At 47.3% G+C, this 15,060-nt stretch carries 11 protein-coding genes; 8 read left to right on the top strand and 3 right to left on the bottom strand.

What is annotated here, in order from left to right:
• Positions 1 to 18 precede the first annotated feature (18 nt).
• Positions 19 to 1,155, top strand: a complete 1,137-nt coding sequence (locus NFI80_RS09475) for an FAD-dependent monooxygenase (protein WP_235163221.1) — start codon at positions 19 to 21, stop codon at positions 1,153 to 1,155.
• A gap of 98 nt (positions 1,156 to 1,253) precedes the next feature.
• On the opposite strand, the gene NFI80_RS09470 is transcribed toward NFI80_RS09475, so the two are convergent.
• Both NFI80_RS09470 and NFI80_RS09465 read right to left on the bottom strand, forming a co-directional pair.
• Complete coding sequence (locus NFI80_RS09470; RefSeq protein ID WP_233796221.1) at positions 1,254 to 2,405, bottom strand: glycosyltransferase family 2 protein; 1,152 nt, start codon at positions 2,403 to 2,405, stop codon at positions 1,254 to 1,256.
• Between the two features lie 4 nt (positions 2,406 to 2,409).
• Positions 2,410 to 3,429 (bottom strand): lysylphosphatidylglycerol synthase transmembrane domain-containing protein, encoded by a 1,020-nt coding sequence (locus NFI80_RS09465; RefSeq protein WP_235163222.1) that lies wholly within the window; start codon positions 3,427 to 3,429, stop codon positions 2,410 to 2,412.
• 7 nt (positions 3,430 to 3,436) lie between these two features.
• On the opposite strand from NFI80_RS09465, the gene ruvC reads away from it, so the two are divergent.
• Entirely contained in the window at positions 3,437 to 4,021 is a 585-nt protein-coding gene (gene ruvC, locus NFI80_RS09460) for a crossover junction endodeoxyribonuclease RuvC (protein ID WP_235163223.1), read from the top strand.
• Positions 4,022 to 4,023: 2 nt separating this feature from the next.
• Here the strand turns inward: ruvC and NFI80_RS09455 are convergent, their stop codons facing one another.
• Positions 4,024 to 7,194 (bottom strand): zinc-dependent metalloprotease, encoded by a 3,171-nt coding sequence (locus tag NFI80_RS09455; protein WP_235163224.1) that lies wholly within the window; start codon positions 7,192 to 7,194, stop codon positions 4,024 to 4,026.
• 282 nt (positions 7,195 to 7,476) lie between these two features.
• On the opposite strand from NFI80_RS09455, the gene NFI80_RS09450 reads away from it, so the two are divergent.
• The 6 genes from NFI80_RS09450 (at position 7,477) to NFI80_RS09425 (ending at position 15,055) form a co-directional block, all read left to right on the top strand.
• Positions 7,477 to 8,121, top strand: a complete 645-nt coding sequence (locus NFI80_RS09450) for a TetR/AcrR family transcriptional regulator (protein WP_235161762.1) — start codon at positions 7,477 to 7,479, stop codon at positions 8,119 to 8,121.
• A complete protein-coding gene (locus NFI80_RS09445; RefSeq protein ID WP_235161763.1) occupies positions 8,099 to 9,433 on the top strand; it encodes a TolC family protein in 1,335 nt (444 codons plus the stop codon). The genes NFI80_RS09450 and NFI80_RS09445 overlap by 23 nt, the downstream gene beginning before the upstream one ends.
• A gap of 62 nt (positions 9,434 to 9,495) precedes the next feature.
• Complete coding sequence (locus tag NFI80_RS09440) at positions 9,496 to 10,605, top strand: HlyD family secretion protein (RefSeq protein ID WP_233796226.1); 1,110 nt, start codon at positions 9,496 to 9,498, stop codon at positions 10,603 to 10,605.
• Between the two features lie 32 nt (positions 10,606 to 10,637).
• Positions 10,638 to 12,212 (top strand): DHA2 family efflux MFS transporter permease subunit, encoded by a 1,575-nt coding sequence (locus NFI80_RS09435; protein WP_235163225.1) that lies wholly within the window; start codon positions 10,638 to 10,640, stop codon positions 12,210 to 12,212.
• A gap of 152 nt (positions 12,213 to 12,364) precedes the next feature.
• Positions 12,365 to 13,447, top strand: a complete 1,083-nt coding sequence (locus NFI80_RS09430) for a PLP-dependent cysteine synthase family protein (protein ID WP_235161765.1) — start codon at positions 12,365 to 12,367, stop codon at positions 13,445 to 13,447.
• 78 nt (positions 13,448 to 13,525) lie between these two features.
• Complete coding sequence (locus NFI80_RS09425; RefSeq protein WP_255703448.1) at positions 13,526 to 15,055, top strand: NFACT RNA binding domain-containing protein; 1,530 nt, start codon at positions 13,526 to 13,528, stop codon at positions 15,053 to 15,055.
• Positions 15,056 to 15,060 lie beyond the last annotated feature (5 nt).

The following is a 15,060-nucleotide window of genomic DNA, read 5'->3' as shown; positions in this document are numbered from 1 at the left end:
ACTAACAGCCCAAACCCCATGCACACAAAGGACATTGCGATCATCGGTGGCGGAATTGCAGGTTTAACCCTGGCTATTTGCCTGAAAGGTTCACGTTTTAAGTGCCATATATTTGAAAAAAATCCGGAGTTTAGTGAGATCGGCGTGGCAATCAGTTTATTCCCCAACGCATTACGGGTATTGAAGCAGCTTGGATTGTTGCCGGAAGTCGTGGGAATAGGCAGTGCAATCACCAGGATTTTTATGAAAACAGATGATGGGAGAATTCTCGCCCAGACCGAGCCGCGTTATCAGCTTCCAGCCCTCGGAATGCTTCGCACAGATCTTTACGCAATCCTGCTCAAACATGCGGAAGCGACATTTTATCCCAATCATACATTGGAATCGTTTGAAAGCACGGGTGATGGAAAAGTGAAACTCACTTTTAATAATGGTGACTCCAGAATGTTCGACGCACTGATAGGAGCCGATGGGATCAATTCTGTTGTGAGGCAGGGCATTATGAATGATGGGAAGCCGGTTTTTCGGGGTTATAATATGTGGCGCGGCATTGCAGCGTCCAACTCCGAAATTCATTACGCGAGCGAAAGTTATGGAAAAGGTAAACGGGTAGGCATCGTCCCACTCCCGGACGGGCGATACGGCTGGTGGGCTACATTGAACGAAAAATTCATGGCCGATGATGAGCCCGAAGGAACCAAGCCAAAGTTACAAAGGCTCTTTGGTTACTGGCACCATCCCATTTCAGAGTTGATTGCCAAAAGTGACTACATCGTTAAGGATAGCCTGTCGGACAGGATTCCCGTCAGGGGTTGGACCAGGGGAAATTGCACATTAATAGGCGACGCAGCACACCCGACTACGCCCAATCTGGGGCAAGGCGGGTGTCTTGCTATTGAAGGTGCTTACTTATTAGGCGAGATCATGAGAAAATATGGTATTACAGACACAGCATTTCAACTATATGAATCGATCCAGTTTCCGCGTGCGAAATCAATTGTTGACGACAGCCTGATGTTAGGAAAAATGGGGCAATGGGAAAATAGCGTGGCCGTTTTCCTAAGAAATATGGCCATGGCCGTAGCACCTCAATCGATTACACTGAAAGTAATCGACAAATACTTTCTGCAAGACGTTACGTCATTAAAAATTTGAATGTAATACTTCCTTATAAAATTGCATTGCTTGCGTATGTTGCCTTTCCAGCTCCATTATACCTCGCCAAATGCCACTCTAAAAGTGATATTTTTTATTCAAACCAACTTCCTCCCTTTCCACTCATACGCGGGCTTCTGCGCTGCCAGCCCGAAAAAGCACACATAAAAAGGATAGATAATCTGTGTGATCGGAATGTAGAGAATCGATTTCTGCTTTTTAAGGAAAGTCAAAACAGAGCCGAGAAAAAGCCACTCCGGCAAGCATTTGGCAGATAACAGGCTTAGAAAAAAGTAGCCATCCACCAGCCCGAACGCAAAAAGCAATCCGCTTACGATCAGCGAAAAATTACAAGCGAAAATGTAGATCGCCAGCAACAGCGGTGTTTTGCTTTGATAATGTTTCCACTTACTCGCCCAGCGCTTCCGCTGCCGGAAGAAAGCCTGCCAGTTATCATGCGCCTTCGTCGTCACAGTCGCCCTCGGATCTTTTAAGAAATGAACCCCTTTCGGATACTTGGCTGCGATTTTGTGCATCAAAAATTCATCGTCACCCGAAGCAATGTGCCGCACGCCTTCAAATCCATCGACTTCAATAAACGCATTCTTTTCGTAAGCAAGGTTCGCCCCGTTGCATAAGGAAGGATAGCCAGCCGCAATGGCACTCGCGCCGCTGCCGATAAGGCTTGCGAATTCCACAGTCTGTAAATGATCGGTAAGCGTTGTTTCCTCAGAAAAGGTGACCGGTGCGCTGATTAACTTAGCATTTGTGGCCGCATAACAGGCTGCAATAGACTGTAACCATCCCGATTCTACGCGGCAATCGCCGTCGGTGGTGACGATTAAGTTGCCTTTTGCACGTGATATGGCCGTTTCAATCGACCGCTTTTTGGGAGAGGTCGTAGCCGTGTCGGGCAGCGTGATCAGATGAAGGTTTACCTGCGATTTGGCAGCAAGCGCCTGGACGATCGCCGCAGTGCGGTCGGTGGAGTTGTCGTCCATGATGAGTACTTCGAATTGCTCATGCGGGAAATGTTGCTTATCCAGATCATTGAGCAGCAAACCAATGTTATCCTCCTCATTCCGCACCGGGACAATGACCGTGATGAAGATCCGTTTATCAAACTTAAAAACACCCGATGGCTTGATCCGATTCCAGAAAAAGGTAAGAATGAATGTAAAGACCGAGTAACTCAAAATGACGAGCCAGAGTAGGGGAATCAGCCAGGAAGTTATATAATGGGTTGTCATTGAATTAGTTATTGGAGCCGGAAAATTTCATCTTACTCCATTTATATTTCCAGATCAGGAAAATCCCGATCAGGATCGGTCCGAGCACATTGAGTATCCAGACCAAAAAAGTTGCCGCGATAATCTCGTCCGCAGGCAAATGATATTGTTTAAAAACCAGCAAAGCAGTGAATTCCCTCAGCCCAAGATCACCCAGCACATTGATAGCCGGGATCAGCGTTTTGGCCAGAAAAATCAACGAAACCGCAGAGGCGAGTTCAAGCGCAGGAACGGGAAAGTTGAAAAGGGATAGCGCCAGGACGAACTGGCTCAGGAACACGGCGTAACGCAGCGACCCATATAACGTAGAAACACCAATATCCCATGCAGCGTAATTGCCGATAATGCGAAGATAAGTGTGCATTTTCTGGAAAACTTTGCGCCTAGGATGCCAGTCGGTGAGTGGTTTGCGGAACTGTATAACCAAAATCCCGGAAATAATCACCACGGCAAGGACTACATTAATCACCTGTTTGCTTTGCAGAGAAAGCCCTATTTTTTCCTGCAAATGAAACCAGCCCACCGCACCGGCCACCACGGAAATGTAAAACTGAATGCCATTGGAAACAATCGCTGCTCCAATCGCTTCCAGCCGCCGGTCCGACTTCAATGCAGCCACGCGCCCGATGGTGTCGCCAAGCTGCGCCGGGGCCGCAACGCCAAATGCAAGGCCGGTTAATGTGCCCCGAAATGCGTCCCGGAAGCTGATATCAACCACTTTTTTTGCCAGTTGCTGCCATTTCAAACTTTCAAGCGCCCAGTTGACGGGCACCAGCAGCAGCATAATAAACAAGATCGGGAAATGATCAACCACAAGGATATCATGAAAAACAGCGCCGACGTCGCCGATGCCTTTTTGCTCATTCCGGAATGTTTTATAGATGTAACTCAGGATCAGGAGCGTGATGATGAGCTTGCCCAGCCAGAGGAGGTTTTGCAGGTTTCTTTTTTCTTTGGCAGGGGAGAGTTCCTTATCTTGCACCATGATTAAAATGCAGCAAACCGACGCTACCGAAAAAGTGATTATTGGAGTCGATCCCGGCACCCAGGTGATGGGTTACGGGGTGATTTCGGTGAAAGGCCAGCACATTACTTTGGTTCAATATGGTGTGATTCATCTGAGCAAATATACTACGCACGAGTTGAAGTTAAAGAAAATCTTTGAGCGCATCACCCAGCTCATCGAGGAATATCTGCCCGACGAAATGGCGATTGAAGATCCATTTTACGGCAAAAATCCGCAATCCATGCTCAAACTTGGCCGCGCGCAAGGCGTGGCGATGGCCGCCGCCCTCGCCAGGGACATTCCGATCGTCGAATATTCGCCTAAAAAGGTTAAACAGTCGGTGACAGGCAGCGGAAGCGCTTCCAAGGAGCAGGTTGCCTATATGCTGGAAAAAATCCTGAACATGGAACTGAGCCGCGAATTTATGGACGCCACCGACGGAATCGCGATTGCCATTTGCCACCAATATCACGCCAATTCACCTGCTTCTGTTTCAGCCGGCTCTTCCAAAAAATCTAAAAAAGGCGGCTGGGGCGCGTTTGTAAGCGAGAATCCGCAGCGCGTTAAATAACCTCAGCGTACCATTCTCAGTGTTTTCGTCACATTGCCGGCTTTGAGCTGATAAATGTAAATCCCCGATGGAAGCAACGGCCCGTCAAGCTTCGCAATGTGCCAGCCCGCAGGAAATTTGCCGTCTGCTAATAATTTGATCCTTTGTCCTTTAACATTATATAAGGTCAATGTCATCTGTTCATCAGCGGGGAGGAAAAAAGCAATGTCCGTGCTCGCACCGGCTGGGTTAGGAACATTCTGCATCAAAGTAACTTCATCAGGCCTGTTAGCATTGGGAGATGCCATGATTTTGAATGCAACACTTTCATTGCTAGTCACTTCCGGTTCTGTGGTTGCGGTTCTCAGCTGGTAAGTGCCGCCCATAATGTCTGCTGGAATCGTTAGGGTGTAAGCCCTGCCCGTCATGTTCACGCCGGTAATTTTTGTGATTGCGTTGTTGGCGGTGTTGCGCAGGACAAAGGTGGTTTCGTTATTTTTTCCAAAAGTCGTGTTTGTGGTCAGCGTCACGGTTATTTCTTCGCCGGCATTGTAGGATGCTTTGGGCTGGAAGCGCTGGAACTCGTTTTCCTGAAACGAGTGGATTTCGCCTCCGGTTGTGAGAATCAACAGCTTATCATTGAAAATAGTAATGTCAAACGGCTCTTTTAGTATATTCAGGCCATCGGCATAAGCGGTTGTTTTTTGGTCTTTATACCTAATCAATGCATGCGGCTCGTAATTCTGATCGGGATAACCGTAAGCAGCCGCCCACATTTGATTGTTTTTGTCAAAAATGATTTTTCGGATCATGTAACCTGGCAATGAGAAGAGCGGCTCCCAGGTTTCGGAATTTTTTCTCAGTTTCGAAACACCCCATTCACCATAGGCAAAAAGATTCTGCTGGCTGTCAAAAGCAATGCCTGCAATGCCTGGATAACCATTCAAATGAGGCTGCGGAGCCCAATGATTATCTTTAAATGAATAGACCAGGCCACCCTCCATTACTGCCCATGCATTATCCGCGGCATCCGCTGCAACGCAAATCACGTGATTGCTGCCAAGGACATCCTGGCCGTAAAATGTCCATTCGCCATTCAGGAACCGCCCGACGCCGCGGTCAAATGTTTTGAAAAATACACCCGTTGAAGCGGTGATCACAAGCGGCGCTAATTCGTCCGAGAAAAACTTTTCGTTGGCAAAACTTCTGTCATATGTTCCGTCGACCTTGCGTTTGAGCAACGCATTGAAGCTCATCGCGAAAACGTCGTCCCATCTGGCGCCGAAAAAATGGATGGTGTTAGGGCTCTTGCCTTTTGTCGTTGCTATGGTGCTGGCTTGCCAGGTTTTGAGGTCTTTCGTTGTATAAAAGCCGTTGCTGAATTCGTAGACGTACAGTTTGTCACCGGCATTATAAAAACGGTTTTTCAGCACGCCATATCCATTTGAAGTAGAAAGCAGGTTTTTGGAAACTACGCCCAGGAATTCAAATCGCGAATCATCCCAATTGGTTTTTATTTCGAAATTTTTCCAGGCAGTGAAAATACCAGGCATATACTGCGCTCTGGTCCGACCAAAATAAGCCTGGTTTTCCTGTAAACCGGGTTGAAAAACACCCTTGTTAGCGAAAGCACCATTCATTTCGCTGAGCGCAATGGAATCTTTGAAAATAACATTTTTGAATGCAGCGTCACTGGCAATCTCAATGCTCTGCCAAAACCCGGTGTGCATGGATGAGATGAGCGTCGAAACCGCGATAATGGGCTTGGCGGCAGCATTGGAAAGATTTGTAGCGGGCAACAACGTGGTGTTCCATGGTGGGAAGAAATACTGGGCATCAGTCCATTGGCTGAATACATTGTTCTTTTTCACCCGAAGCCGAACGGCATATCGTTCGGAGCCTTTGGGCCTGAGTATAATGTTGAAATGCTGAATTTTTTGGCTGGTAACGAGGAAATCATGATAGATAACACGATAACTCTGGTTCTTATCAATCACTTCAATCTGATAGGATTCGATGCCCTCGTATTGCTGTAAACGCCCGGAAAATAATCCATCATTTCTCCATAAAGCATTCATTAACAGCGGTGAAGCAGATTTTTGGTTAAATGACGAGATAGAAAATGACAGCGTAGGCGACCATAATACAGCCTTTGGAATCTGCCCGGTGCCTACGCGCGCAAAATAGGATCCTTCGCCTTGCCCGGCAGATGTGAAATGTGACTGGGCAATCAATGTGTCCTCCACAATGTTGGTGAAAGCAGCATCGCTGGCAATCTGGAAGCGATATTGGTCTACACCAAAAGGCGTTTTCCAGCGAAATGAAGGCGTATTTGAGGCGTTTTGAGCGTCATCCTCACAAACGATCAATGAATCCGGCGCGTTCGGGTTTGCCTGAATGGCATTTAGTCTGAAATTCCCATCCATATTGCCCTCGGCATAATTCCGCATCAGGTTCTGGCACAAAGGGTGAAAACGCAAAACAGACCGGCAATAGGACATCAGAGAACCATTGACAGATTCCTGATAGCCTTCTTCGCACTCCGAATTCGAACCTTCCAAAGTCGTACAGCGGTCGATCGGGCCTCCTGGCCACGAGCAGTTATGCGTATGCGGAGAGCCTAATGTGTGCCCAAGCTCATGACAAAGTAGGTCTACGGCAAGGTCAGGCATTTCGGGCCTTGGAAAATTGGAAGAACACATGCGATAGCCGCCATAAAACCAGCCATCCCGGCTCGAAAGGCTCACCACTGCGTCCCTCTCGTCATTTCGGTTGGATGCCCAGTAATTCTGAACATTGCCATAATACTGAAAATCCTCATCCAGGGCATACGGCTCGGGTTTGTCCCAGATCAGGATTGACGTGATGGTCAGTTTCACATTAATATCCCGCTCGAAAATAGCGGAGGCACGATTGATGAATTCGACGGCGCGCCTTGTAATCAGGGTCTTATCTCCGTCGTAGAGCATATATGTTTTATAATTAATGTCGAGGGCGAGCCTGTATTCCAGTTTTTGCTCATTGGCCGTTCTGGCGCGGGTGAGGTCTTTTACGCGAGCGAATTTTTGAAGCCGGGATGCTGATAATGAATCATTTGTGCCACAGACTGGAAGACTTTGCTGAGCCAAGGCTACATTACAAGCTGCCAGAAAAAGAAGGATCAGCCCAAGGTTTTTGGTAAAAAGTATTTTCATGGAACGAGGAGTTTTGCCAAAACGCAGGCCTGCGGAACAAACGGATGTTTTCATGTGCCCGTTTGCCTTAAAAATAGGACAATGTTCCCATCAATTTCGTTGCAACCGGCTTTTCCCCGAGATTAAAAAAATTTTAATGGTATTAAAGCAACATTTCATTTTACTAATCAAACGTTTGTTTAGTAAAATCAAACAAGCGTTTGATTTTTGTTTTGAGCCAGCGTAAATTTGCATCATCATTATCGGATAGCTAATACTAACAACTGTTAATGAGTCATTTAAATGGAATATAACACAAAGCAAATACAAATTATAGAAGTCGCTGAACGCCTGTTCGCCGACAAAGGGTTTGCGGGAACTTCGGTGCGGGACATCGCGCAGGAGGCCAATGTGAATGTGTCGATGATCTCCTATTATTTCGGATCCAAGGAAAAACTGATCGAGGCACTTTTTGCAATGCGGATGGGTGAGTCCCGCTCGCGGATGGAAACCTTGCTGAGTAACGAAGATCTAATCCCCATTCAGAAAATCAACATCCTGATAGACAGTGCTATTGACCGCCTGATGGGAAACCAATGCTTTCACAACATTATGATGCGCGAGCAGCTTTCCTCGGAACGCACGCCCACCATTTCGGAGCATATCAGGACTTTAAAAATGCGCAATATTCAATTGATGCAGAAGCTGATCGAGGAAGGACAAGCCCAGGGCGCATTTCGCAAGAACATTGACCTCAGCCTGATGACCACAACATTATATGGGACGATCAATTACGCAATCGCCACACAAGAATTTTACAAGCGTATCAATGGTCTGGAAGACATGGAAGAGGCTGAATTTCAGACGCATCTGAGAAGAAAGTTAAGCCAGCACTTAAAAAGTTTATTTAAATCAACAGTAACTAATGAACACCACAACCAGGACTAAAAGAATGGTTTTTGCGATCGCCAGCGTGTTCTGGCTCGCCGCAACCGCTCATTCGTTCGCCCAGGAACAGCGCAAGTTGACGCTGGAAGAAGCGATTGAAATGAGTTTACAAAACAGCAAACAGCTCAAACTAAGTCAGACCAACGTGGACCTTGCCGGTCTGAGTATTAAGCAGATCCGGGAGAATCAGTTGCCTAGTCTGAGCGTTTCGGGATCTTACCTGAGATTGAATTCTCCGAACATTAACCTCAAACTACCCAGGAACGGGAACGACAGCACGCAAACAAGTTCTCCCGAAGTGCACCAGGTAATGTACGGAATGGCGAGCGCATCTCTTCCGATTTTTTCAGGTTTCCGATTTAAATATGGCTTGGAATCAGCACATTACCTGGAACAAGCAGCTAAGCTGGACGCCGAAAACGACCGGGATGCCGTGATCCAGAACACCGTGGCAGCGTATAGCAATTTGTACAAAGCAAAAAAATCGGTGGATCTGGTTGCAGAGAACCTGTTGCGGGAACGTGAGCGCGTAGCGGAATTTACAAACCGTGAAAAAAACGGAATGCTCGCCAGAAACGATTTGATGAAAGCGAAATTACAGGAATCGAACATTGAGCTTGCCTTGCTGGACGCTGAAAACGATCTGAAAGTAACGACCATTAATATGAACCTCCTGCTGGGCATGCCTGAAAACACGGTGCTTGCAGCGGATTCGGCCAGCTTTATCACATTGAAGGAGGAAGGCATCGCGACGGAGTGGGAGCAAACGGCCATTTCTCACCGCAAAGATATTGCCGCAAATGGCATCCGTCAGAAGGCAGCAAACTCGGATATTAAGGTTGTTAGGGCGGATTTTTATCCCAATGTGGCCTTAACCGCCGGTTATGTGGCGCTCAGCATTCCAGGTGTCGCCACGATCCCAAATGCGATGAATGCGGGGATTGGCGTACGTTATGACATTGGATCGCTTTGGAAATCGGGTGCAAAAATGGAGCAGGCCAAAACGAGAGTTTATCAGCTGAAAACGAATGAGCAGATCCTCCTGGACCGCATTCACCTGGAAGTCAACACGGCTTATTACAATTATGTTTTGAGCAAAAGAAAAATCGATGTGTACGCCAAGGCGGTGGAGCAAGCCAATGAAAATTACCGGATTACTAAAAATAAATACGATAACAGCCTGGTAACCACCACAGAATTACTCGATGCAGACGTGGCCCAGGTGCAATCCCGCATCAACTACGAAGCCGCCAAGGCCGACGCTATCGTAGCCTACAAAAAACTAGAACAATCAGCCGGAGTAATTAACTAACTATAAATCGGAGACTGATTACAATATTCAGTCATTCACTCATTCAGTCATTCATAATTAAAATGGAAACCAGACAAAATACATTGGAAACAGAGGAAGCTCCAAAAAAGAAAAGCTACACATTCGTGATCATTCTTTGCGTGCTGATTGCGATCGGCGGAACGTGGGGTTTTAACAAATACAACCACGGATTGCATCACGAAGAAACAGATGACGCGCAGATCGACGCCAACATTAGCCCTGTAATTCCCAGGATATCAGGTTATGTAACAGAAATTAAAGTAAAGGACAACCAAACTGTTAAAAAAGGCGACACATTAATCGTGCTTGACAACCGCGATCAGCTGATCAAGCTGGAACAGGCAAAAGCCGGACTGGCGGGATCGCAGGGAAGTTTGGTCGTAGCCAATGCAACCACGAATGCATCGCAGGCAAGCGGCATCACGTATCAGGCGAATGTGTCGATTGTAGAAGCGCAGATTGAAGAAGCGAAAGTGAATGTATGGCGGGCAAATCAGGATTTTGCGCGTTACGAAAACCTGATCAAAGACCATTCGATCACGCAGCAGGAATATGAGCAGGCTTCTGCAACGAAACAAAAAGCAGAGCGTCAGCTGGCTGTTTTGGTGGCGCAGAAAAACGCAGCGGAACGCCAGGCAAAAGCAGCAGGCAGCCAGACTCGGGCAACTTCCGTGCAAACCAATGTTGCCAATGCAAACATTAAGGCACGCCAGGCAGAAATTGCCAATGCAGAGCTAAACCTTTCTTACACAGTCATTACGGCGCCGACAGATGGCCGCGTTTCGAAAGTGAATGCGCAGGTGGGCCAGTTTTTACAGGCCGGTCAGTCGCTGTTCAGCATTATCTCCACTACGGAGCCCTGGGTTGTTGCGAATTTCAAAGAGACGCAGTTGACCAAAATGAAATTGGGACAACACGTGAAAATCCATGTGGATGCTTATCCGGATCATGAATTTGAAGCAAAAGTGGCTTCATTCTCGCCAGCAACAGGCGCAAGATTCGCTTTGCTTCCTCCTGATAATGCAAGTGGAAACTTTGTAAAAGTGGTGCAGCGTCTGCCGGTAAGAATTGAATTTACCCAGCCAAACGACCAGCGCATAGCAGAATTAAGACCGGGCATGAACGTGTTCGTGGATGTGGAATTGAACTAAGGATCAGCACACTGACCTTAAACCCAAATTAAATGGAATTACAGGAATCACTCGTCGAATATGGTTTCCGCAGGGTCATCATTACGATAACAGCTGTACTGTGCGCGTTGCTCGAAATCGTTGACACCACCATTGTCAATGTGGCGCTCAACGACATGCGGGGAAACCTGGGCGGTACATTATCCGAAGTGAGCTGGGTTATTACGGCTTATGCCATTGGTAATGTGATCATTGTGCCCATGACCAGCTGGCTTTCGCAGCAGTTTGGCCGCCGCAATTACTTTGCCGCTTCGATCATTATTTTTACGGTTGCCTCCTTTCTTTGCGGCAATGCGAACAACATCTGGGAACTTGTGTTTTTCAGATTAATACAAGGCTTGGGCGGCGGCGCATTGCTCGTAACCGCACAAACTTTGATTACCGAAAGTTACCCACCCGAAAAGCGCGGGATTGCGCAGGCCATTTACGGTCTGGGTGTAATCGTGGGTCCAACATTGGGCCCGCCGCTAGGAGGTTACATTGTGGATCATTACAGCTGGCCGTACATTTTTTACATCAACATTCCGCTCGGCATCATTGCCGCCATGCTGACTTTGCAATTTGTTAGAAGTCCAAGGTTTTCGCAAAAGAAAGCAGCGAATGAAATCGATTACTGGGGCATAGTGCTGCTGGCCGTTGCCGTAGGTTCGCTCCAATATGTGTTGGAAAAAGGGCAGGAAGAAGACTGGTTCAATGACGAAATCATTATTCTGTTAACGGTAACCTCTGTTTTTGGCTTCTTTTTCTTCATCTGGCGAGAATGGACTTATAAAAATCCGATCGTTAACCTCCGCGTTTTAGCGAATGGAAACCTGCGCGTCGGGACCATTTTATCCTTCATCCTTGGGTTCGGATTATATGGTTCAACTTTCATCATTCCTTTGTACACGCAGGCCACATTAGGCTGGACGGCGACGCAATCGGGGATGCTGATGGTGCCCGCGGCGATTGTTACGGCCATGATGATGCCCATTGTGGGTCAGCTCATTCAGCGTGGGGTGAAGCAGCAATATCTGGTTTCGGCCGGGATGGTCTTCTTCTTTATATACAGTTACTGGGGTTACCTCATCCTTACGCCTGACACCGGAAAAGATGCGTTCTTCAACATGCTGATCGTGCGTGGAATTGGCTTAGGATTGTTATTTGTCCCGATCACAACATTAGCGTTATCAACATTAAAAGGCAGGGAAATCGGTGAAGGAGCCGCATTTACAGGAATGATGCGGCAGCTGGGCGGTTCGTTCGGCGTGGCGGTGATCACAACTTACCTGGCCCGCCAGAATATGCTGCACCGTAATGACCTTGTGAGCAAGCTGGACATCAATAATCCGTCTGTCATGCAGCGTGTCGAAGGTTTGCAGCAATCATTTATGGCCAAAGGAATGCCTGCGGATGTGGCCCTGAAAAGCGGTTACAAGATCCTGGACTATACGGTCACAAAACAGGCGCAGGTGATGTCCTACATGGACGTGTTCCTTTATCTGGGACTCATGTTCCTCATCTGCGTCCCCTTCGTACTCTGGACCAAAAGCGGCAAAACCAAGGTTGATCCATCATCTGTACATTAAGATTTCAAGTGTAGTGGTAATATTGCAGAAGCTTCCCGGGTTTGGGAAGCTTCTCTTTTTTTTGGGGGTATATCAAATCAGGCACGTGCGAAGCTCGTTTGCCGTTTCCGATAATTAATGTTTTTATTTGCCAATTCATTAAAACATTTGCCGTGCATCCAACAAACACACTCCCGCCTGCTACTAACTGGGTAACCGCTGCCATTACCAAGATTGAGGCGGATTATCAGCGGTCGGCGGATACGCATTTGATTCCTTTGCAATTGCCTGCTTTTGAAGGGGTTGATTTTTATTTTAAGGACGAATCGACGCATCCTTCGGGGAGCTTGAAGCACCGGTTGTCGCGGTCGCTGTTTTTGTATGGGCTTTGTAATGGCTGGATTCATGAGGGGACGACGGTTGTGGAGGCATCGAGTGGCTCTACTGCGGTTTCGGAAGCCTATTTTGCGCGGTTACTGGGTTTGCCATTCATTGCAGTAATGCCTAAAACGACAAGCCAGGACAAGGTGCAGGCGATTGAATTTTATGGCGGGAAGTGTCATTTTGTAAACCATCCTGCCGAGGTTTATGACGTTTCCAGGCGCGTTGCAGAGGAAAATAATGGTCATTTTATGGACCAATTCACTTATGCGGAACGGGCAACCGACTGGCGGGGGAACAACAACATTGCGGAATCGATTTTCCGGCAAATGCAGTTTGAAGCGCACCCGGTCCCGACCTGGATCGTTGTAGGCGCGGGAACTGGCGGGACTTCGGCGACATTGGGCCGTTATGTGCGTTACGAGCGTTATGCGAGCCGGATTTGTGTGGTGGACCCGGAAAATTCAGTTTTTTACGATTGCTGGCAAACCAATGATCCGGGCGTTTGCAGCGATTTTGGATCACGGATTGAGGGCATTGGCCGGCCGAGGGTGGAGCCTTCTTTTATTGCAACCGTGGTGGACCATATGATCCGCGTGCCGGATGCGGCGAGTTTTGCGGCGATGAAAACATTGTCCAAACTCTTGAACAGAAGGGTAGGCGGTTCCACGGGGACGAATTTCTGGGGCGCGCTGCAACTGGCGCAGGAAATGAAGGAGCAGGATTTGAAAGGTTCGATCGTCACGCTGATCTGCGACTCGGGTGAGCGTTACCAGGACACTTACTATAATGATGCATGGCTGTCGAAAAATGGTTTCCTCGATGCGGTTCAGGAAGAGGAGCGGCGATTGGCCAGCGTAACCGGGTTATGTTAAAAGTGCCTACTTTTGCGCTGAATTATCCGAAATGACGTGCACCAGAATTATTATTTCTTAAAACAGCTTGCCCCGGCCTTGCATCAGCAACTGGCCGGAAAAACCTTTATTGAAGCTTTCAGTCAGGAAAAAGACGAAATTATCCTCGTGTTCGACTCTTCCGTGAGCGACGAAAATCTGGTTGCCCCATTTTTTATCAAAGCCACATTAAGATCCAATTTCGCTTGCCTGAGCTTCCCGGATAGTTTCGATCGGGCACGCCGAAATAGCGTTAATCTTTTCACTGATTTTCAAAATCAAAAAGTAGATCTTGTTCAGGTTTATTTAAATGAACGCGCAATTCAGATTAGTTTTCAGGATGGTAAAAAGCTGGTCTTCAAGCTTTTCGGTAACCGGTCTAATCTGATTGCGTTGAATGAAGCAGGCGCTGCCACACAGCTTTTTAATAACAAACTTCCGGCGGATAAATCGATCACATCCGAATCACTCAACCGCGACATTGACCAGACTTACGAAGCATTTATCCAGAATAATGAGCGTTTCGAAACCTTATTTCCAACATTCGGAAAGCTGGTAAATGCTTATTTGACAGAAAAAATAAGTGGTATAAATGATGCCGCAGAGAAGTGGAACATTATTCAGCAGACACTAACGAAACTGAATGCGCCGCCTTATTATTTAACTAAAATCGAGCTCGTTCCGACGCTTTCACTTTTGCCCGCTGGCGACATTGTTTCCGAATATAATGATCCTATTGAGGCGCTGAATGGTTTTTATCTGGCCTATATCCGGCTAAGCGGTATTGAGAAGGAAAAGGCGGACATCATTCGCATGCTGAAAAAAAGGCTTTCGCAGACGGATAATTATTTAGAAAATACATTTAAAAAACTCGTCGAGCTGGAAGAAGCCACCAAGAATGATGAGATTGGTAACATTATCATGGCCAATCTCCACGCCATTCCCGAGCGCACCGAAAAAATAGAACTCTTCGATTTCTACCGCGACCAGCCCATCACTATTAAGCTCAAAAAGGATCTTACCGCCCAGAAAAACGCAGAAGGTTATTACAGAAAGGCTAAAAATGAGAAAATAGAATTAGGCAGACTGAACGACAGCCTCGCCGCCAGGGAAACGGAGCGTCAGAATCTGGCCAGACATTTAACTGCAATTGAAGCAATCGAGTCCTTGCGGGAACTGCGGGGTTACATTAAAACCCATGGCCTCGACCAGACAAAAGCCGTTGCAACGGCCACGGATCTTTTTAAAAAAGTGGAATTCATGGGTTACACCATCCTGATCGGCCGCAATGCGAAGAACAATGATGTGTTGACCAAACAATTTGCTTCCAAAGACGACCTTTGGCTGCATGCTAAGGACGTTACCGGCTCGCATGTGGTCGTCAAAAACCAGCCTGGACGCAATTTTCCGGCATTAGTAATCGAGCGGGCAGCCGAATTAGCGGCTTTTTATTCCAAAAGAAAGAACGATTCGCTGTGCCCGGTGATCTACACGCCCAAGAAATTTGTGCGTAAACCAAAGGGCTTGCCGGAGGGCGCCGTGGTGATTGATAAGGAAAGTGTGGTGATGGTGGAGGCGAAAGGGGAATAGGCGAT

It is taken from the genome of Dyadobacter chenhuakuii, from assembly GCF_023821985.2.
Classification (GTDB): domain Bacteria; phylum Bacteroidota; class Bacteroidia; order Cytophagales; family Spirosomataceae; genus Dyadobacter; species Dyadobacter chenhuakuii.
This window is presented reverse-complemented; position numbering and strand designations above follow the sequence as displayed.